Below are 19295 nucleotides of genomic sequence, written 5' to 3' on the forward strand. Positions count from 1 at the left end.
AAACTCGTAAATTAGTACAAATTTCAAAACCATGTACACACTTCCAAAAATTGAACGGTTCCAACAAAATGTGGCCTCAAAATATACCATTTACAACAGTGTTTTCATCACGTTGCCTTTTGACGAAATCAATAACACGGGCGTTTTATTGCCTTTGTTTTCTGAAGTTTGTGAAAACGGATACAAAAACGAGCAAAGTCCAGCGGAGATTTTTGAAACGTTCGTTACCAAATATTTAGATAATCCTTCTGAAGCAGAAAAAATTAGTTTATTGTTTCGATTTATTCAATATGTGGAGCGACAAGTAGTACTTTTTGATGCGATTGAAGATGCGGCTTTTCAAATTGTGAATAATATGGAAGGCAAAAGTTCGCTTCGAGCTATTAAAGAAACTGCAGAATCGGAAGGAAAAACTAAAGAACTGAAAGAGTTTTTAGAAAACTTTAAAGTTAGAACAGTTTTAACAGCACATCCCACACAGTTTTATCCGGGTTCGGTTTTAGGAATTATTACCGATTTAACGGAAGCTTTGAAAGCTAATAACCATATTGTAATTAAAGATTTGTTGGCGCAATTGGGTAAAACACCTTTCTTTAAAAAAGAAAAACCAACACCTTTTGATGAGGCTGTAAGTTTGGTTTGGTATTTGGAAAACGTGTTTTATCCAACGGCAAGCGAAATGGTGCACTACCTTCAAAAAAATATTTTCAAAGGAAATGAACTTAAAAATGATGTACTCAATTTGGGTTTTTGGCCGGGTGGCGATAGAGATGGAAATCCGTTTGTTACTACCGAAATCACATTGAAAGTTGCTGAACGTTTAAGAACTTCAATTTTAAAATGTTATTATACAGATGTTAGAAAGTTAAAACGAAAACTAACATTTACAGGTGTTGATGTGATTATTGCCGAATTAGAAAACAAATTGTATCGCTCTGTTTTTTATTCGGAAGGAGAAATTTTTATTTCTTTAGATGAGTTTAAAACACAATTACAGATTATAAAAAATATCATTGTTGAAAAGCATCAATCGCTTTATGCGGACGAAGTGGATTTGTTGTTGAATAAAGTCAATTTGTTTGGATTTCATTTTGCCACTTTAGACATTCGTCAGAACAGTAAAATTCATAAAGCGGTTTTTCAAGACATTGTTCAAAAAGAGAAAAGTTTGTTTCCATCAGATTATTTTAATCTATCGGAAACTGAAAAAATTAATATATTATCTAAAGCTTCTGCCCAATTAAAAGCTTCAGATTTTGACAATGAAATTACGAAAGAAACCATCAGTTCTATTGAAGCTATTCGAACGATTCAAGAAAATAATGGCGAATTAGGTTGTAATCGTTATATTATTAGTAACAACGAAAGTGCTTTGAACGTCATGGAAACGTTAGCCATGTTTCAGTTGTGCGATTGGAACAATCCTTCGGTTGATGTAGTGCCGCTTTTTGAATCGGTGGAAGATTTGCATAAAGCTGATTTAGTGATGGAACAATTGTATACCAATTCGGTTTATGCCAACCATTTGAAAAATCGTGGAAACGAGCAAACCATAATGTTAGGTTTTTCTGACGGAACAAAAGATGGCGGTTATTTAATGGCAAATTGGGCCATATATAAAGCAAAAGAAGCGTTGACCGAAATTTCCAGAAAATACAATATCAAAGTTATTTTCTTTGACGGTCGTGGTGGACCTCCTGCTCGTGGTGGTGGAAAAACGCATCAGTTTTATGCTTCGTTAGGACCAAAAATAGAAAGTCAGCAATTGCAATTAACGGTGCAAGGACAAACCATTAGTTCTAATTTTGGAACGTTGGATTCGTGTCGTTATAATTTAGAAAATTTAGTAAGTGCTGGAGCAAAAAATCAGGTTTTCAACACCAACCAAAATGAATTAACGCTTTCTGAAAATGCTATTTTAGAACAATTGGCAACAATTAGTTTTAAGAAATACATCGATTTTAAAAATCATCCGCTGTTTGTGCCTTATTTAGAAAAAATGAGCACGTTGAATTATTATGCAAAAACGAATATCGGAAGCCGACCATCAAAAAGAAAAGCAGCAGCCAAATTGAATTTAGACGATTTACGAGCCATTCCGTTTGTAGGTTCTTGGAGTCAGTTGAAGCAAAATGTGCCTGGTTTTTTTGGTGTTGGAACGGCTTTAAAATATTTTGAAGAACAAAACCGTTGGCATGAAGTAAGTGACTTGTACAAACATTCGTTGTTTTTTAGAACATTGTTAGAAAACAGTATGATGGCGTTGAGCAAATCGTTTTTTCCGCTAACAGCTTACATGAAAAACGATGTAGAATTTGGCGCTTTTTGGACGATAATTCACGAGGAATATCTAGAAACCAAACGCTTATTGTTAAAAATTTCAGGGTTCAAAGAATTGATGGAAAACTATCCCGACGGAAAGGCTTCAATTGAAATGCGAGAAAAAATGGTGGTGCCTTTGATTACCATTCAGCAATATGCTTTGTTGCGCATAAAAGCCTTACGAGAAAGCCCAACACCTGACGAAAAATTAATTGCAGTGTATGAAAAAATAGTAACGCGCTCGTTGTTTGGAAATATTAACGCGAGTAGGAATTCGGCTTAGTTTGAAATGAGATTCTGAAACAAGTTCAGGATGACAGTGGTTTTCATTATAATTCCTTTGTCAAGCTGAACTTGTTTCAGCTTCTAAAGAATAAACCTCAAAATTTAGATATCTAAACTTTGAGGTTTATTAATTTTTTATTTCAAAAGACTATCTAACAACTCCGTTAATTGAGCAGAAGAAGGTCTTGCAGCATCAGCTTTTAAAACTTTTCCATCAGGACCAATTAATAAGAATCTTGGAATAGAGTTAATACCAAAAGCTTTAATAAAATCTGAATTCCAGTTTTTATCTGCAAACAATTGAATGCCACCTAATTGTTTTTCGGTTACAAATTTTTGCCATTTTTCATGGTCTTTGTCAACATCTACTGAGATACTTACAAATTCAATGTTTTTGCCATGGTATTTTTCTTCTACTTTCTTTAAATGAGGAATTTCAGCTCTACAAGGTCCGCACCAAGTTGCCCAAACATCGATGTACACATATTTTCCTCTTAAATCTTCTAATTTTGTTTTTCCGCCTTTATGGTTTTCATAATCAAATGAAGGAGCAACGGCATTTTCAAGTTTTTTCGCCGATGCTTTTTGATTGAAATATTGCATCAACATCATGCCTTCCTGATTAATCATTGGTTTTGCAATGTCAACCAATTTAGCATCTAAACCTGCATTTTCTAAATTAGCTAAATCGCTGGTTTTCTTTTTCTCTAAAGCAGTTTTAAATTCGGCTTCTTCTTTTTCAAGTAAACCTTCTAATTCCATTTCAAAAACCTCGTCGGTTAGCGCTTTTTTTGCTAAATAATTATTTTCTTTTTCGCCTTTTCCTTTATAAACAATTGTTTCATCAAATTCTTTAGCGTTCATGGTTAAATTTAAATCATACCCATCTTTAAAAAATAGTAATGATGATTCTGATCCATCACTAAATTGGTGTAATCCTTCAGTAATTTCAAATGTAGATTCAAAAACACCTTTTTTGTTAACTGGAATTACATGTTTGAATTTTTTAGGACCAAAAATTGTTAAAGTGTCCGAATTTCGATTTTCGATTTTAGCCGAAAATTTTACTTTGCCTGTTGATTGTGCAAACGAAAAACAAGCTGATAATAATAGTAAATAAGTGATTTTTTTCATAAATTATTGGATAAGATGATTGTAAAAATAAAGTATTATTTTATAAAACTACAAAAACAAATTAAAATTGCATTTTAATTAACGCATTAGACGAAAAATTTTCAATTTTGTTAGTACTTTTGCATAAAATTTTTTAGAAATGTATAGAAGTCATAATTGCGGCGAACTAAACGCATCACATATTAATACAGAAGTTACCCTTGCTGGTTGGGTTCAAAAGTCTAGAGATAAAGGATTTATGATTTGGGTTGATTTACGTGATCGATACGGAATTACCCAATTGATTTTTGATGAACAAAGAACTGATAAAGCTGTTATTGAAAAAGCAAAATCTTTAGGAAGAGAATTTGTAATCCAAATCAAAGGAACGGTTATAGAACGTGTTTCTAAAAACCCAAATATGGCAACTGGTGACGTTGAAATTTTAGTTACCGAATTAACTATTTTAAACGAAGCACAATTGCCTCCTTTTACGATTGAAGATGAAACGGATGGTGGTGAAGATATTCGTATGAAATATCGTTATTTAGATATCAGAAGAAATCCGGTTAAAAATAATTTATTATTCCGTCATAAAGTATCCATGGAAGTTAGAAAATATCTTTCAGACCAAGGATTTTGTGATGTTGAAACGCCTTATTTAATTAAGTCTACTCCAGAAGGTGCGCGTGATTTTGTAGTGCCAAGTAGAATGAATGAAGGACAGTTTTATGCCTTACCTCAATCGCCACAAACCTTCAAACAGTTATTGATGGTAGGTGGAATGGACAAATATTTCCAAATTGTGAAATGTTTCCGTGACGAAGATTTAAGAGCAGACCGTCAGCCAGAATTTACACAAATTGACTGCGAAATGGCATTCGTGGAGCAAGAAGATATTTTAGATATGTTTGAAGGGTTAACGCGTCATTTACTTAAAGAAATCAAAGGAATTGAAGTAGATAAATTCCCGAGAATTACTTATGATTACGCCATGAAAACCTATGGTAACGACAAACCAGATATTCGTTTTGAAATGAAATTTGGCGAGTTAAACGCTGTAGCTCAGCATAAAGATTTTCCAGTATTCAATTCAGCTGAATTAGTAGTCGGAATCGCTGCGCCAGGTTGTGCAAATTATACCAGAAAAGAAATTGATACTTTAATAGATTGGGTAAAGCGCCCTCAAGTTGGAGCATTAGGAATGGTTTATGTAAAATGTGAAGAAGACGGTTCATTTAAATCATCAGTGGATAAATTCTACGATCAAGAAGATTTGAAAAAATGGGCAGAAATTACCAACGCAAAACCAGGTGATTTAATTTTAGTATTATCAGGAAAGGCAGATAAGACAAGAACACAATTATCGGCACTTCGTATGGAAGTTGCAACGCGTTTAGGTTTGAGAAAATCAGATGAATTTGCACCATTATGGGTAGTAGATTTCCCATTATTAGAATGGGACGAAGAAAGCGGAAGATACCACGCAATGCACCATCCATTTACTTCTCCAAAACCAGAAGATATGGCTTTAATTGAAACCGAACCAGGAAAAGTGCGTGCCAATGCTTATGATATGGTGTTAAACGGAAACGAAATTGGTGGAGGTTCTATTCGTATTCACGATAGGGATTTACAAAGTAGAATGTTTGATTTATTAGGTTTCAGTAAAGAACAAGCTCAGGCTCAGTTTGGATTTTTAATGAATGCATTTGAATTTGGCGCACCACCACACGGAGGTTTAGCTTTTGGATTGGATAGATTGGTTTCTATTTTAGGTGGTCAAGAAACAATCCGTGATTTTATTGCTTTCCCTAAAAACAATTCAGGAAGAGATGTAATGATTGATGCACCATCTACAATTGATGAAGCGCAATTGCAAGAATTACATATTAAATTAAGATAAAGATGAAAAAAATTCTGATTGGTCTTATCGTAATTATTGCAGGTCTAATTTCTTTTGGATATTTTCAAAAAAATAATGGTTTAAATGGCGATAAATGGATTGGAATAGGAATTTTAGTACTTGCTTTTGTGCTAATGCCATTATTTTTATACTCAAGATTTAAGAACAAAGAAGTGAGAGATCGCATGTTAAATTTTGATTTAAAGAAGGATAAAGAGCCTGAAAATCAATAAATTTGAAATATTTTATACCTTTTTGTTTTTTATATTGTAATTAAGTATATCTTTGAAGTATTATTAATTTTTTTATATTACAAAATGCGAACAGGCAAAGTTAAATTCTTCAATGAATCAAAAGGTTACGGTTTTATTACAGATGATGAAACAGGAAAAGACATTTTCGTACACGCAAGCGGAATGAGAGTTGAATCTCTTAATGAAGGTGATGCAGTAAGTTACGAAGAAGAAGAAGGAAGAAAAGGTAAAGTAGCTGCTCAAGTAGTAGTTATCGAAGACTAATATATATTATTTTTTGATTACCTAGAAAGAACAAAGTCCCGATTAAATCGGGACTTTTTTTGTTTACAACCATTTCTTTTCACTTTCAGTAGCGTCTAGAATATCTATTTCCAGTGCTAATTTAAAATGTTTAGCAACCTCAAAAGCTTTTATTTTGTTTGTTGTTTTATAAAATGTAATATGTTTATTTCTTTCGTAAAATAAGTTTACTAAAATCACACTACTTTTTTGGGTTGTTTCTGCGGTAACAACCCTTATAGTTTGGCTTTCATTTGTTTTAAATACTGAAGCATATTCAAAGTTAGGCATCTGATTCCATTTTCCAAACTTAATTCCAAACAATGATTGAAAAGATCGAATAGTTTTGTTAGTTAAGTTTATATCTGTTCCTTCGGCAACATTTAAGCCCAAACCAATAGCAATAAAAATAAACGCAAACAGACTTCCTGTTAAAACTACCATTAGAAATCCTAAACAAGCGAAAGCAATTCCGAAAAAACGCTTCACAAAAGGAATCTCTTTCGTATAACTAATAATGTTTTCCATACAAAAAAGGATTACAAAGTTGTAATCCTTTTCAAATATATAATTTTGATTTTATTTAAATAAATATTTTACTCCAAATAAAACATTTCCTTTTGGCATAGGAACCATTCCTGCTTCTACATATGCTGTGTTAAAAATATTATTAGCATATACTGAAAATTCTAATGCTTTTAATTGATATGAAGCACTTACATCCCAAATGTTGTAACTAACTCCTGAAGTTCTTTCTACGTATCTATATCCAATTGAATTACTGAAATTCTTGAACCATTCCATGGCATAATTTCCAACAAATTGATGTTTCATAGAATTGATAGAATATCTTGAATAAGCAGCACTGCTTTTTTTAACATCGTCTTCGATAAAAGTATACCCCATTTTAATTTTTTGTGGTAAAGTATTCAGCATAAATCGGTACTCAACTTGTGTTTCAAATCCTTTTGTGTTTACATCCTGAATGTTTTGTGGGGTATAAATAACATCTGCTTCGGTTGGTCTCACATAATCAATCAAATCATTTGAATCTCTGTTGAATGCTGCAAACGTAAAGTCAAATTTAGACGTTAACCATTTGATTCCAATTTCTTCTGAAAGTGCTTCTTCAGGTTGTAAATTTTCATTTCCAATAGCTTGTGGTCCAATATAATATAAATCGGTATAGGTTGGGACTCTGTATGTATACCCGATGTTTCCATACACTCTAAAATCTGAAGTAACTTGATAACCTAAATCTAATCCTGGAAATGCTTTGCTATCAAAGTCTGAAAAATAAGATACCGCAACTCCAGGTGTTATATCAAATTTTTTATCAAAAAACTGAAAACGATGTTCTAAAAACAGAGAAGCCATTTCTCTAGAATTATCGCCCAATCGGTTACTCGAAATGTAATATTTAGCCATTTCTATACCAAAACCAGTGATCCCCGCTTTTGATTCATATGAACCATTCAATTCTGCTGCAACTTTATTGGTAATGTGTAAATTTCTATACGCCGATGGATTGCTTCTGATATAATGATATTCGTCTTGATTTCTTCTCCAATATAATCTTGGTTTCCAAGTAAAATTTCCGTTTTTAATTACGGTTGAAAGTCCAATTAAACTTGCTTGGGTTTCTTCATATTGTTCTGTAGCTGATGGAATTCCGTAAAAACCATTTGCGCCAAATTTTCTCTCTGAGTAAGTCGTAAGTAAATCAATTGGTAATTTATTTTTATTGAATTGACTTTTTAACACATAATTTTGATTGTCAAAATCGGTGTTGTGACGATAACCTTCTGAAATATTTTTAGAAAAATGCACAATATGACTACTTGTTTCTAAATTAATAGCTCCGGTTGCTTCTGTAGTAAACTGTCCAAAAGAACCTGCTTGAACTTTGGCAATTAATGAATTTTCAAAACCATCCTTTGTTACAATATTAACAGCTCCTGTAAAAGCATTTTGTCCAAAAATTCGAGCAGCCGGACCTTTAATCACTTCAATTCTTTTGATTAATTCGATAGGTAATGCTAAGTTTAAGGTATGATGACCCGTTTGTGGATCATCAACTTTAATGCCGTCAATTAGCAGTAATGTTTGGTCAAAACCACCACCTCTAATGTATAAATCGGCCTGCATTCCGTTTACACCTTGACGTCTAACATCAATTCCTGCAACTTGTTGTAATGCGTCAGCAACGTTGGTAACACCCAGTTTTTTAATATCAGTTGCCGTAATTATTTGAATGGTTCTTGAATTTTCTTTAAAAGGTAAATCAATTCGCGAAGATGATACTATAACTTCTTTAAGCGAATCGGTTTTTGGTTCATTTTCTTGTGCATTTCCAAGTATAGCACTTAAAAGCAAGGCTGATAAAAAGTATTTATTTTTCATTTGAAGTTTATTTTAAAACGCTGCAAAATTCGTAACTTTCCGGACGATTAAAATAGTCCAGATATAAAATGATAGATAGTCCGGTAAATGTGTTATTAAAAGAACTGATTCACTTTGAAAAATCTGGAGGAACGGCTGTTTACATTCAAATTGCCCAACAAATTATAAATGGAATTCAGCGCGGTTATTTGACAACAGGAACTGCATTACCAGGCACGCGTACATTTAGTCAGTTACTAAAAATTCATAGAAACACAGCGGTAGCTGTTTATGACGAATTAGCCTCACAAGGTTGGGTAGAAATCATTGCCAATAAAGGTACTTTTGTATTGATTCCTGAACAAAAAAACCAACCAATAAAGGCAACTTCAGACCTTGTTGATGGAATTTATAAGTATTCAAAAAACACCGGATTTAATTTTAAAACTTCTTTTCATTTAGCGCCAGCAAACGAATTTTCTAAGGCAAAATATGCAATAAACGATGGAGAACCTGATTTGAGATTGCATCCTGTTCATCAGTTTTCGAAATGGTACAGTGCTGCCATGAAACGAAAATCGTTAATTTCTAAATGGAATCAAACCAATATATCTTCTCATTCGGCAATTGAAAGTCAATTATGTAATTATTTGAATGCTACTCGCGGGTTTCATATTCAACCGAATAATTTAATCAGTACACGAAGCTCCGAAATGAGTTTGTTTATTATTTCACAGCTTTTAATTCAACCCAATGATGTTGTTTTGGTAGGAAATTTAAGCAATTTTGCTTCCAATATGATTTTTCAGCAAGCTGGTGCTTCAATCAAAACCATTCCAGTTGATGAACAAGGATTAGATGTTGAGTATATTAAAAAACATTTTACAAAAGGAAAAATTCGTTGTGTTTATGTTTGTTCCAATAGGCATTATCCCACAACTAAAACATTGAGTGCCGAACGAAGATTGAAGTTAATCCAATTGGCTTCTGCTTATCAATTTGCAATTATTGAAGATGATTTTGATTATGATTTTCAGTACAATGGAGTTTCAAAGTTGCCAATGGCTAGTGCAGATGCGAATGGAATGGTAATTTATTTAGGTAAAGTAGGTCAATCGTTATTTCCTAGTTTTCAAACAGGATTTGTAGTTGCACCCGATAATTTAATTTTGGAAGCCAAAAATTATTTAAAAATGTTGGATCGTCAAGGCGATTTGATTCAGGAACAATTGCTTTCAGAATTAATTTATGAAGGAGAAATCCACAGATTGATAAAAAAAAATGTATTCATTTATAAAAAACGTTGTGATTATTTATGTGCTTGTTTAACTGAAAATTTTAAGCAAACAATACGTTTTGAAAAACCAAATGGAGGATTGGCAATTTGGTTACAATTTGAACCAAAAATTTCATTAGTTCAGTTAGCAGAACAAGCGTATAAAAACGATTTATTTTTACCCAAAACGATTCTATATCAAGATAAAAACACGTGTGCTATTCGTTTTGGTTTTGGGCATTTAAATGAAGACGAAATCGAAATTATAGTTAAAAAACTCAAACAAGCGTATGACTTTTTGTTGTAAAGAAAAAGAAAAACCCCAAAAGAAATTTTTGGGGTTCGTTATTGTTATGTTTGATTGAATTAGTTTTTAACTAAAACATCTTTTGACCATTTTTTTACTTCAGCAATTCTACTGTCAGAAAAATCAACTTCAGTTAAAGAAGCTTCTGACCAAAAAAACCATTTTCCTTTTTTTGAACCGTTTTCAAATTCTCCTATGGCTTGTTTCGTTCCATCTTCGTTATATGAAACCCATTTGCCGTTTGGTTTTCCGTTTAAATAGTTTCCTTCTTGTTTGATTTGACCATTATCATAGTAGTAAGTAGTTTTTACTTCTTGCCCAATGATTTCATATTTTGGCTTAACTTCTTGTGCAAATGTTAGACTTGTTACTAACATTATTCCTGCAATCATTATATTTTTCATAGTCTATTTCTTTTAAGAGTTAATAATACTATAACAAATATAAATGTTTTTTTACAATAAAAAAACTTTAAGTTAACAATTTGATAACATTGAGCTAAAATTTAAAATTAAACCTGCTTATTTGACGTTTAATATCCCAATTTTTCTCTTACTCTTTTTAATACATTATTTGCTACAATACCAGCTTTTGCGGCACCTTCTAACAATAATTTATCAACTTCTTCCAAATTATTGATGTAATAATTATATTTTTCTCTTTCGGTTTTGAATTTTATGGTAATTAACTCATATAAAGCTTGTTTAGCATGTCCGTAGCCATAATTTCCAGCTTCGTATTTAGCACGCAAATCAGCTACATCTTCTGCAGTACCTAATAATTTGTACAAAGCAAAAACATTACATGTATCAGGATTTTTTGGTTCTTCTAGTGGTGTACTGTCGGTTTCAATTGTTTTTATTTGCTTTAGTAGCGTTTTATCGTCTAAAAATATATTGATGAAATTGTTTCTCGATTTACTCATTTTTTGTCCATCTGTTCCCGGGATAATCATGATTTTTTCATCAATTTTAGCTTCTGGAATTACAAAGGTTTCACCCATTTGATGATTGAATCGTGAAGCCACATCACGCGTGATTTCTAAATGTTGCAATTGGTCTTTTCCAACAGGGACAAAATTTGCATCATACAATAAAATATCGGCAGCCATTAACATTGGATAGGAAAACAATCCTGCATTAACATCGTCTAATCTATCGGCTTTATCTTTGAACGAATGGGCTAATGTTAAACGTTGAAAAGGAAAAAAACAACTCAAATACCAAGAAAGTTCGGTAGTTTGTGGTACATCGGATTGGCGGTAAAAAACCACACGATTGGTATCTAAACCACAAGCTAGCCAAGCCGCTGCAACACTGTAAGTATTTTGTCTTAGTTCTGCTCCATTTTTGATTTGCGTAATCGAATGCAAATCAGCAATAAAAAGAAAAGACTGATTATCAGGATTATTTGCCATTTGAATTGCTGGTATAATTGCCCCTAATAAATTTCCTAAGTGTGGTGTTCCTGTACTTTGAATTCCAGTTAAGATTTTTGCCATTATAATGTGTTTTTTTAAAGCAAAGACACGATGTTCTTCAAGTTATTATTTAAATGCAAATGTAGAGTAAAAACCGAAAAGTAAAAAGGCATCAGTTTTATTAAAATGATTACTTTTGAAAATCTAATAGACTAGCCACAATGAAATTTTTAAAATATCCACTCACGTTATTGTATCGCATTTGGTTTTACATCCTGGTTTTAGTTCCAATAATAATTTTGTTTCCGTTTATATTAGCTACTATTTTAAGCGAAAAAACGTATCCTTTATTTTTTAAAATAGCTAGAATATGGTCTAAGATTATTTTATTTGGAATGGGTTTCAATTATTCAATTGAAGGAGATGATGTTTTTGAAGATGGTAAAAGTTATATGTTAGTAGCCAATCACACTTCAATGACCGATATTATGTTGATGTTGATTGCGGTTAAAAATCATCCTTTTGTTTTTGTAGGAAAGAAAGAATTAGCTAAAATTCCAATTTTTGGATTCATTTACAAACGTGTTTGTATTTTGGTCGACAGAAGCAGTAGTAAAAGTCGCTACCAGGTTTTTGAACGTGCACAAAAAAGAATTCATCAAGGGTTGAGTATTTGTATTTTTCCAGAAGGCGGTGTTCCAGAAGAGCACATTGTATTGGATGGTTTTAAAGATGGTGCATTTCGAATAGCAATTGAACATCAATTACCCATTGTTCCGATGGTATTTTTTGATAATAAAAAACGTTTTTCATATACTTTTTTTAGCGGAAGTCCAGGAAAAATGAGAGCAAAAATTTATCCAGTAATTGAAACTAAAGGAAAAACCTTAGAAGACAGAAACGCTATTAAACTACAAGTACGAAACATTATATTAGAACCATTAGTTAATGATTTGAAATAAAAAAGTCCAAACGCATCTGGACTTTTTCGGTTTCATTTTAACTAGAAATGAAACAACTTAACTTAAATTTAAGCTTAACCAACTAAAGCTTAAAAACTAAAACTTATTCCAGAGTACAAACCAATAAAATAGGGTTTGAAGTTACCAGAATTTTCACTAAAGGTATTGATTTGGTATTTAAACATAGGTTGGAAATTCGCATTGAAATTCTTCCAAAAGCTGTATTTAAAACCCAAACCGACATTACTACTAAAATGTATATTGTTTAAATTATTTGCACTACCGATATTCATTTCTTGTCCGTTAGAAACAAGCGAGACTTTGTTTTCACTTAAAAATAAAGTACTTAATCCACCAATCACTTCTATTCCAAATTTTTTGTCTAATAGCTTGTAACTTAATTCTACTGGAACTTCAACAAAACCAATTTCTTGATTCAATGAGCCATCATATTTTACAAGCGGTGTTCCTAAAACCGAAACAAATTCACCATTTTCTTGTAATTTGCTTTCAATATTAATCATTTTACCGGCAGAATTTGTTTTAACATTTTCAAGTGGTATTGCGCTCACATCTTGATAAAAAGCAATATCATTAGTATTGTAATCAATTTTTAAATTATTAACACCTGTTTTAATACTTAGTTTTTGTGTAATATTATAATTAATACCAACACCATAACTAAGAGTATTGTTAAAGCTTTTCTGATTTGATAAAAATCTAGAATCAATAGAAGATCCTTCCGCTAAAGAATTGAAATAAACAGGCGATGCGTTAGTGCTAATCGCCCATTTACTTCTTTTTTCTTTTTCTTTTTCATCTTCATTTTTCCCATCCTCTTTTGCTGCAAGCAATTCTTCTAGTGGATTTTTTTCTTCAGCAATTTTTGCCACTAGCGTACTATCTTTAGTAATGATTCCACTCGAAGTAACAATTGTTTTTGAATTGTTAAATTCTTTTAAATCAGTATTGGTATTATTTGTAACAGTTGTTTCTATATTGTCTTTTTCAAAAAAAGCATCAATTTTATCTGAATTAATATCCTTGTTATTTGTTTTATCAATTGATTTTTTATTTTGAATTGTAACTAAAACTTTATCATTTGAATTATTAAATACATTTTCATTATTTATCAATTCATCATTTGATGTTGTGATGACATTGCTTTTTGAAATTTTATTTCTTTTGGTGTTGTCAACTATAGTGCTGTTTGAATTGGTTTTTTTGTTTTCTTTTGTACCAGAAACAATAGCATTTTTTGATTTTGTTAATTCATTTATAGTAACGTTATTCTGATTAATTTTTTCTTCAAATTTATTTTTTTCAGAAGTGTTTCGATTTAATTCATTTGATTCTGAACTTGTAATGGCAGAATTTTCTATTCCAGAATTAGCGTTATTATTTGTTTTAATTTTTGCATCATCAGAAACAATAGAGTTGGTATTGTCTTGATTTAAAGTATCATTTTCAGATTGGTAATTCCAAATTAGTGTTCCAACAATAAATAATGAAGCGGCAATTCCTGAAAGTTGAAACCAAAAAGGAACCACTCTTTTTTTCTTCTTTTTTTCATTTAAACGAGATGCAATAGTGTCCCAAGAGTTTTGAGGAGGAATTGCCTCAAAGTCTTTGAATTTTTCTTGAAATAATCGTTCTATATTTTTTTGTTCTTTCATTTTGTTTTTTGGATTGAATAGTTGTTATTCAATTCTATCTTTTCTTTTAAAATTGCTTTTGCTCGTGCTAAATTAGATTTTGATGTTCCAATATTGATGTTTAGCATTTCTGCAATCTCTTTGTGTGAATAATCATCCATCACATATAAATTAAAAACCAATCGATACCTGTCAGGTAATTCTTGAATAATTTTGGTAAGAAAATCCAATGAAATATTTTCATCTTCAATTTCAACGTTTTCTTCGTCGGCTATTTTTTCAGAAATTATTTCAAAAACACCTTTATTTCTATATTGCTGTAAGGTGTAATTTATAGTTATTCTTTTAGCCCAACCTTCAAATGAACCTTTATTTTTAAATTGACTTATTTTATCAAAAATGATTAAAAAACTTTCTTGTAAATTGTCTTGTGCTTCGGCATAATCTCTCGAATACTTCAAACACACAGAAAACAACTTTGGCGCTAATAGATGGTAAAGTTGTTCTTGTGCTTTGGTATTATTTTTAGTACATTCATATATGAGTTGTTCTAAAATCAAAATTATATTAGTTTACTATCGCTTCATATTCTAAAAATTCATCTTCACCTGCTGCATTTGTTCCGGTCCAAAATTTAAACAAATAAGTTTGGCTTTCGGTTGGTTTAAAATCTAAAGTAACTTCATAAGGACCTTCTTCAATCGCATTTTCACAAGTATTAGATTTTAGTTTTACCGCATTTATTGCAACAATTCTTGTGTTACCATCATATCTATAATAAATACCATCATATAAATGACAAGTGGTGGGTCTTCTATATCTAATTTTTATTTGATTAATTACATTTACATTGAAATCAACTGGCATTTCAACAGATTCAACGGGAAGAAGAACGTATTCAACATTCGGTTCATCGTCCAAGTTGCAAGAGCTAAAAACAAAAAGTAAACTCAATAATAAAACTAACTTTTTCATTTTTTTTAATGTGTGTTTCTATTTAGATGAATAATTCTATAAATGGTTGCGTTAAATTACAAAAAAAATCACGCTCAAGGCGTGATTTAATTTTTATGCGTTATTTTCTTTGATTAGATCTTTAATTTTTTGCTCTAATTCGTCCATTAATTCTGGATTGTCTTTGATTAAAGCTTTTACGGCATCTCTACCTTGACCCAATTTTGTTTCTCCGTAGCTAAACCAAGAACCACTTTTTTTAATGATTTCAAATTCTACGGCTAAGTCTAAAACCTCACCTACTTTTGAAATTCCTTCACCATACATAATGTCAAATTCTGCAGTTCTAAAAGGTGGTGCGACTTTGTTTTTAACGATTTTAACTTTAGTTCTGTTTCCTAAAACATTATCGCCATCTTTAATTTGAGTTGATTTACGAATGTCAATACGAACTGAAGCATAGAATTTTAATGCATTTCCTCCCGTTGTAGTTTCTGGACTTCCAAACATTACACCAATTTTATCACGTAACTGGTTAATGAAAAACACAGTACAATTTGTTTTGTGAATAGTTCCTGTTAACTTTCTCAAAGCTTGCGACATCAAACGTGCGTGTAATCCCATTTTAGAATCACCCATATCGCCTTCAATTTCACTTTTTGGTGTTAAAGCAGCAACCGAGTCAATAACAACAATGTCAACAGCTCCCGAACGAATTAAACTTTCTGCAATTTCTAAAGCTTGTTCACCATTATCTGGTTGTGAAATAATTAAGTTATCTATATCGATTCCTAATTTTTCTGCATAAAATCTATCAAAGGCGTGTTCTGCATCAATGAACGCAGCAATCCCTCCCGCTTTTTGAGCTTCAGCAATGGCGTGTAATGTTAATGTAGTCTTACCTGACGATTCTGGTCCGTAGATTTCAATAACTCTTCCTCTTGGGTAACCATTTACACCTAAGGCTAAGTCAATCCCTAATGAACCTGACGGAATAGCTTCTATTTCTTCAACTGCGCTATCGCCTAGTTTCATTACGGTTCCTTTTCCGTACGTTTTGTCAAGTTTGTCTAATGTTAGTTGTAAGGCTTTTAATTTGGCTTCTTTGTCTGAACTCATAATATTTGGCTTTAAATTGATTACAATTCTTTTTTTTGTAAAAATACAGTTTTTTTCAATTGCTCCAAAAATTGTTGATATGTTTTCTAACCCATTTAAAGATTTGATTTTTAACCAATTTTATTACCTTTGCACCCGAATTCTTCCATTTAGAATTCCATTTTGTACAGATGCGATTTATCGCGTCTCATATTTTCTAATCTTAAAACGTTTATAGCATGCAACTGTATAACACCTTAAGCGCAGAAGAAAGAGCTCAACTTATTGATGAAGCCGGACAACAACGTCTTACATTATCTTTCTATGCGTATGCCAAAATTGAAGATCCCAAAAAATTTCGCGACGACTTATTTATCGAATGGAACAAACTCGATGCTCTTGGTCGAACGTATGTAGCCAAAGAAGGAATTAATGCTCAAATGAGTGTTCCCGCTGAAAACTTCGAAGCTTTTCGTGAAACTTTAGAAGCCTATGATTTTATGCGTGGCATTCGTTTAAATGTAGCCGTAGAACACGATGATCATTCGTTTTTGAAATTGACTGTAAAAGTTCGAGACAAAATTGTAGCCGATGGTTTGAACGATGAAACTTTTGACGTTACCAATATTGGTGTGCATTTAAAAGCCAAAGAATTCAATCAAATATTAGAAGATCCAAATACTATTGTAGTTGATTTTAGAAATCATTACGAAAGTGAAATCGGTCATTTTAAAGGTGCCATAACGCCAGATGTAGAAACTTTTAGAGAAAGTTTGCCCATCATCAACGAGCAATTAAAAGATTTTAAAGAAGATAAAAACCTAGTAATGTATTGCACAGGTGGAATTCGTTGCGAAAAGGCATCAGCCTATTTTAAACACCAAGGTTTTAAAAATGTATTCCAATTAGAAGGCGGAATTATCAATTATGCCAAGCAACTTAAAGAGGAAGGTTTAGAAAGTAAATTCATTGGAAAGAACTTTGTATTCGACCACAGACTTGGTGAAAGAATTACCGAAGATATCGTTTCGCAATGCCATCAATGTGGAAAACCTTGCGACAATCACACCAATTGTTTAAACGATGGTTGCCACTTATTGTTCATTCAATGTGACGAATGTCAAGCTGCTATGGAAAATTGTTGTTCCACAGAATGTTTAGAAATCACGCATTTGCCATTAGCCGAACAAGTTAAACTTCGCAGAGGCAAACAAGTGGGTAATAAAGTGTTCCGAAAAGGGAAATCAGAAAATTTGAAATTCAAACATTCAGGAGAATTGTCCGATAAACCTTTGGCTGTAGCCGAAAAAACAAAAGACATTCGTCAGAAAATAAAAGTAAAAAAAGTATTGCTTGGTAAAGCCGAACACTATTATGTGAAAGCACAAGTAGGTCTTTTCGTTATAGAAAATCAAGAACTAAATGTTGGCGATAAAATTTTAATTTCAGGACCAACTACTGGGAACCAAGAATTAGTTTTAGAAAAAATGTTGGTAAACGGAACTGAAAATTCAGTAGCTAAAGTTGGCGATAAAATAACTTTTGAAGTACCTTTCCGAGTAAGATTATCTGATAAATTATTTAAAATTATTGGCTAATGACAACTTCGGGAAGAATTGAATTAATGGCGCCTGCAGGAAATTTTGAATCTATGCAAGCGGCTTTAGATAATGGTTGCGATTCCATTTATTTTGGTGTCGAACAACTAAATATGCGTGCTCGAGCAACAGTGAATTTTGTTTTGGATGATTTACCTGAAATTGCTCGTAGATGTAAAGAGAAAAAGGTTAGAACTTATCTAACTTTAAATACAATTATTTACGATCACGATTTATCGATTGTAAAAACATTGTTGACCAAAGCCAAAGAAGCTGGAATTACGGCTGTAATTGCATCCGACCAAGCGGTGATTATGTCGGCTAGAACCATCGGAATCGAAGTGCATATTTCAACCCAATTGAATGTGACTAATATCGAAACGGTTAAATTCTACGCCATGTTTGCCGATACCATTGTATTGTCTCGCGAGTTGAGTTTACGTCAAGTGAAAAAAATCACTGAAGACATCGAAAAAGAGCAAATCAAAGGTCCGAGTGGCAATTTGGTAGAAATCGAAATCTTTGGTCATGGTGCTTTGTGTATGGCGGTTTCAGGAAAATGCTATTTGAGTTTACATTCGCATAATTCATCAGCAAATCGCGGTGCTTGCAAGCAAAATTGTCGCAAAAAATATACGGTTATTGACCAAGAAAGTGGTTTCGAAATTGAAGTAGATAACGAATATTTAATGTCGCCAAAAGATTTATGCACCTTAGATTTTCTAGATCAAGTAATCGATTCTGGAATAAAAGTTTTGAAAATTGAAGGTCGAGGACGAGCAGCTGATTATGTAGCAACGGTTATCAAAACCTATCGTGAAGCCATCGATTCGTATTATGAAGGAACTTTTACCAAGGAAAAAATCAACACCTGGATGGAAGCTTTGGCAACCGTTTACAATCGCGGTTTTTGGAGTGGTTATTATTTGGGGCAAAAGTTAGGCGAATGGTCAGATAATCCTGGTTCTAATGCAACTCAGAAAAAAGTATACGTTGGAAAAGGAATGCATTATTTTCCAAAATCTAATATTGCCGAATTCAAAATCGAAGCTTACGACATCAAAAAAGGGGATAAGATTTTAATCACAGGTCCTTCAACGGGTGCACAAGAATTAATTTTAGAAGATTTTTTTGTGAATGATGCCACTTCTGAAAAAGCAACCAAAGGAGATAGTTGTACTTTGAAAGTGCCGTTCCGCATTCGTTTATCGGACAAAATGTATAAAATTGTTGAAAACTAATGGTTGTTGTTACGCTTCAAAGAGACAAATGTATTGGCTGCAATTATTGTGTCGAAATGGCACCAGCACAGTTTCAAATGTCAAAAAAAGACGGAAAATCAGTGTTAATAAAATCAGTTGATGCCAAAGGTTTTCACACTTTAAAATCGGCAGACCACACCATTGTTGAAAATTGTGAATTGGCAGTAAAGGCTTGTCCTGTGCATATAATTACGGTAAAAGAAACATAAATTTTTGGTT

At 32.3% G+C, this 19295-nt stretch carries 18 protein-coding genes; 9 read left to right on the forward strand and 9 right to left on the reverse strand.

Annotated elements, in window-relative coordinates; genetic code table 11:
- Positions 1-31 precede the first annotated feature (31 nt).
- Positions 32-2605 carry a phosphoenolpyruvate carboxylase gene (locus OLM52_RS11315; RefSeq protein ID WP_264548619.1) on the forward strand — a complete coding sequence of 858 codons (2574 nt, stop codon included), beginning with the start codon at positions 32-34 and terminating at the stop codon, positions 2603-2605.
- A gap of 137 nt (positions 2606-2742) precedes the next feature.
- On the opposite strand, the gene OLM52_RS11320 is transcribed toward OLM52_RS11315, so the two are convergent.
- A complete protein-coding gene (locus OLM52_RS11320) occupies positions 2743-3741 on the reverse strand; it encodes a TlpA family protein disulfide reductase (protein WP_264548620.1) in 999 nt (332 codons plus the stop codon).
- Between the two features lie 139 nt (positions 3742-3880).
- Here OLM52_RS11320 and aspS point away from each other — a divergent pair, with 139 nt between their 5' ends.
- The 3 genes from aspS to OLM52_RS11335 all read left to right on the forward strand — a co-directional run bounded on the left by aspS (position 3881) and on the right by OLM52_RS11335 (position 6144).
- A complete protein-coding gene (aspS, locus tag OLM52_RS11325; RefSeq protein ID WP_264548621.1) occupies positions 3881-5626 on the forward strand; it encodes an aspartate--tRNA ligase in 1746 nt (581 codons plus the stop codon).
- Between the two features lie 2 nt (positions 5627-5628).
- Positions 5629-5859 carry a hypothetical protein gene (locus OLM52_RS11330; RefSeq protein WP_264548622.1) on the forward strand — a complete coding sequence of 77 codons (231 nt, stop codon included), beginning with the start codon at positions 5629-5631 and terminating at the stop codon, positions 5857-5859.
- An 84-nt stretch (positions 5860-5943) separates the two neighbouring features.
- The gene (locus OLM52_RS11335; protein ID WP_008255794.1) at positions 5944-6144 is read left to right on the forward strand and encodes a cold-shock protein; all 201 of its coding nucleotides are present in this window, start codon (positions 5944-5946) and stop codon (positions 6142-6144) included.
- 63 nt (positions 6145-6207) lie between these two features.
- On the opposite strand, the gene OLM52_RS11340 is transcribed toward OLM52_RS11335, so the two are convergent.
- Positions 6208-6690, reverse strand: a complete 483-nt coding sequence (locus tag OLM52_RS11340; protein ID WP_264548623.1) for a hypothetical protein — start codon at positions 6688-6690, stop codon at positions 6208-6210.
- Between the two features lie 51 nt (positions 6691-6741).
- The gene (locus tag OLM52_RS11345) at positions 6742-8565 is read right to left on the reverse strand and encodes a TonB-dependent receptor plug domain-containing protein (RefSeq protein ID WP_264548624.1); all 1824 of its coding nucleotides are present in this window, start codon (positions 8563-8565) and stop codon (positions 6742-6744) included.
- Between the two features lie 68 nt (positions 8566-8633).
- Between OLM52_RS11345 and OLM52_RS11350 the strand changes: the two genes are divergently transcribed.
- Positions 8634-10127 carry a PLP-dependent aminotransferase family protein gene (locus tag OLM52_RS11350; protein ID WP_264548625.1) on the forward strand — a complete coding sequence of 498 codons (1494 nt, stop codon included), beginning with the start codon at positions 8634-8636 and terminating at the stop codon, positions 10125-10127.
- 59 nt (positions 10128-10186) lie between these two features.
- On the opposite strand, the gene OLM52_RS11355 is transcribed toward OLM52_RS11350, so the two are convergent.
- Together OLM52_RS11355 and trpS are read right to left on the reverse strand one after the other, a co-directional pair.
- Positions 10187-10531, reverse strand: a complete 345-nt coding sequence (locus tag OLM52_RS11355) for a toxin-antitoxin system YwqK family antitoxin (RefSeq protein WP_264548626.1) — start codon at positions 10529-10531, stop codon at positions 10187-10189.
- Between the two features lie 128 nt (positions 10532-10659).
- Positions 10660-11628 carry a tryptophan--tRNA ligase gene (trpS, locus tag OLM52_RS11360; protein WP_264548627.1) on the reverse strand — a complete coding sequence of 323 codons (969 nt, stop codon included), beginning with the start codon at positions 11626-11628 and terminating at the stop codon, positions 10660-10662.
- A gap of 140 nt (positions 11629-11768) precedes the next feature.
- Here trpS and OLM52_RS11365 point away from each other — a divergent pair, with 140 nt between their 5' ends.
- Complete coding sequence (locus tag OLM52_RS11365; protein ID WP_264548628.1) at positions 11769-12509, forward strand: lysophospholipid acyltransferase family protein; 741 nt, start codon at positions 11769-11771, stop codon at positions 12507-12509.
- Between the two features lie 89 nt (positions 12510-12598).
- Here the strand turns inward: OLM52_RS11365 and OLM52_RS11370 are convergent, their stop codons facing one another.
- The 4 genes from OLM52_RS11370 to recA all read right to left on the reverse strand — a co-directional run bounded on the left by OLM52_RS11370 (position 12599) and on the right by recA (position 16237).
- Positions 12599-14185: a hypothetical protein gene (locus OLM52_RS11370; protein ID WP_264548629.1), complete on the reverse strand. Its 1587-nt coding sequence runs from the start codon at positions 14183-14185 to the stop codon at positions 12599-12601.
- Positions 14182-14724 carry an RNA polymerase sigma factor gene (locus tag OLM52_RS11375; protein ID WP_264548630.1) on the reverse strand — a complete coding sequence of 181 codons (543 nt, stop codon included), beginning with the start codon at positions 14722-14724 and terminating at the stop codon, positions 14182-14184. The genes OLM52_RS11370 and OLM52_RS11375 overlap by 4 nt, the downstream gene beginning before the upstream one ends.
- A 7-nt stretch (positions 14725-14731) precedes the next feature.
- The gene (locus tag OLM52_RS11380; RefSeq protein ID WP_264548631.1) at positions 14732-15139 is read right to left on the reverse strand and encodes a hypothetical protein; all 408 of its coding nucleotides are present in this window, start codon (positions 15137-15139) and stop codon (positions 14732-14734) included.
- 93 nt (positions 15140-15232) lie between these two features.
- Positions 15233-16237, reverse strand: a complete 1005-nt coding sequence (gene recA / locus OLM52_RS11385; RefSeq protein ID WP_264548632.1) for a recombinase RecA — start codon at positions 16235-16237, stop codon at positions 15233-15235.
- Between the two features lie 218 nt (positions 16238-16455).
- On the opposite strand from recA, the gene OLM52_RS11390 reads away from it, so the two are divergent.
- Genes OLM52_RS11390 through OLM52_RS11400 form a run of 3 tightly spaced genes read left to right on the forward strand, consistent with a single transcriptional unit; the run spans position 16456 to position 19285 of the window.
- Positions 16456-17814: a rhodanese-related sulfurtransferase gene (locus tag OLM52_RS11390; RefSeq protein WP_264548633.1), complete on the forward strand. Its 1359-nt coding sequence runs from the start codon at positions 16456-16458 to the stop codon at positions 17812-17814.
- Positions 17814-19055: a peptidase U32 family protein gene (locus OLM52_RS11395; RefSeq protein ID WP_264548634.1), complete on the forward strand. Its 1242-nt coding sequence runs from the start codon at positions 17814-17816 to the stop codon at positions 19053-19055. Before OLM52_RS11390 ends, OLM52_RS11395 begins: the two co-directional genes overlap by 1 nt.
- Positions 19055-19285, forward strand: coding sequence for a ferredoxin (locus tag OLM52_RS11400; protein ID WP_264548635.1), 231 nt, complete (start codon positions 19055-19057; stop codon positions 19283-19285). The genes OLM52_RS11395 and OLM52_RS11400 overlap by 1 nt, the downstream gene beginning before the upstream one ends.
- Positions 19286-19295 lie beyond the last annotated feature (10 nt).

Origin of the sequence: Flavobacterium sp. N2820, from assembly GCF_025947285.1 — a bacterium.
In the GTDB taxonomy this organism is placed as follows: Bacteria; Bacteroidota; Bacteroidia; order Flavobacteriales; family Flavobacteriaceae; genus Flavobacterium.

What these genes read in the sequence shown, in the direction of transcription:
- OLM52_RS11315 (WP_264548619.1), top strand. Translation starts at nt 32, where the DNA reads ATGTACACACTTCCAAAAATTGAACGGTTCCAACAAAATGTGGCCTCA.
- OLM52_RS11320 (WP_264548620.1), bottom strand. Translation starts at nt 3,741, where the DNA reads ATGAAAAAAATCACTTATTTACTATTATTATCAGCTTGTTTTTCGTTT.
- aspS (WP_264548621.1), top strand. Translation starts at nt 3,881, where the DNA reads ATGTATAGAAGTCATAATTGCGGCGAACTAAACGCATCACATATTAAT.
- OLM52_RS11330 (WP_264548622.1), top strand. Translation starts at nt 5,629, where the DNA reads ATGAAAAAAATTCTGATTGGTCTTATCGTAATTATTGCAGGTCTAATT.
- OLM52_RS11335 (WP_008255794.1), top strand. Translation starts at nt 5,944, where the DNA reads ATGCGAACAGGCAAAGTTAAATTCTTCAATGAATCAAAAGGTTACGGT.
- OLM52_RS11340 (WP_264548623.1), bottom strand. Translation starts at nt 6,690, where the DNA reads ATGGAAAACATTATTAGTTATACGAAAGAGATTCCTTTTGTGAAGCGT.
- OLM52_RS11345 (WP_264548624.1), bottom strand. Translation starts at nt 8,565, where the DNA reads ATGAAAAATAAATACTTTTTATCAGCCTTGCTTTTAAGTGCTATACTT.
- OLM52_RS11350 (WP_264548625.1), top strand. Translation starts at nt 8,634, where the DNA reads ATGATAGATAGTCCGGTAAATGTGTTATTAAAAGAACTGATTCACTTT.
- OLM52_RS11355 (WP_264548626.1), bottom strand. Translation starts at nt 10,531, where the DNA reads ATGAAAAATATAATGATTGCAGGAATAATGTTAGTAACAAGTCTAACA.
- trpS (WP_264548627.1), bottom strand. Translation starts at nt 11,628, where the DNA reads ATGGCAAAAATCTTAACTGGAATTCAAAGTACAGGAACACCACACTTA.
- OLM52_RS11365 (WP_264548628.1), top strand. Translation starts at nt 11,769, where the DNA reads ATGAAATTTTTAAAATATCCACTCACGTTATTGTATCGCATTTGGTTT.
- OLM52_RS11370 (WP_264548629.1), bottom strand. Translation starts at nt 14,185, where the DNA reads ATGAAAGAACAAAAAAATATAGAACGATTATTTCAAGAAAAATTCAAA.
- OLM52_RS11380 (WP_264548631.1), bottom strand. Translation starts at nt 15,139, where the DNA reads ATGAAAAAGTTAGTTTTATTATTGAGTTTACTTTTTGTTTTTAGCTCT.
- recA (WP_264548632.1), bottom strand. Translation starts at nt 16,237, where the DNA reads ATGAGTTCAGACAAAGAAGCCAAATTAAAAGCCTTACAACTAACATTA.
- OLM52_RS11390 (WP_264548633.1), top strand. Translation starts at nt 16,456, where the DNA reads ATGCAACTGTATAACACCTTAAGCGCAGAAGAAAGAGCTCAACTTATT.
- OLM52_RS11395 (WP_264548634.1), top strand. Translation starts at nt 17,814, where the DNA reads ATGACAACTTCGGGAAGAATTGAATTAATGGCGCCTGCAGGAAATTTT.
- OLM52_RS11400 (WP_264548635.1), top strand. Translation starts at nt 19,055, where the DNA reads ATGGTTGTTGTTACGCTTCAAAGAGACAAATGTATTGGCTGCAATTAT.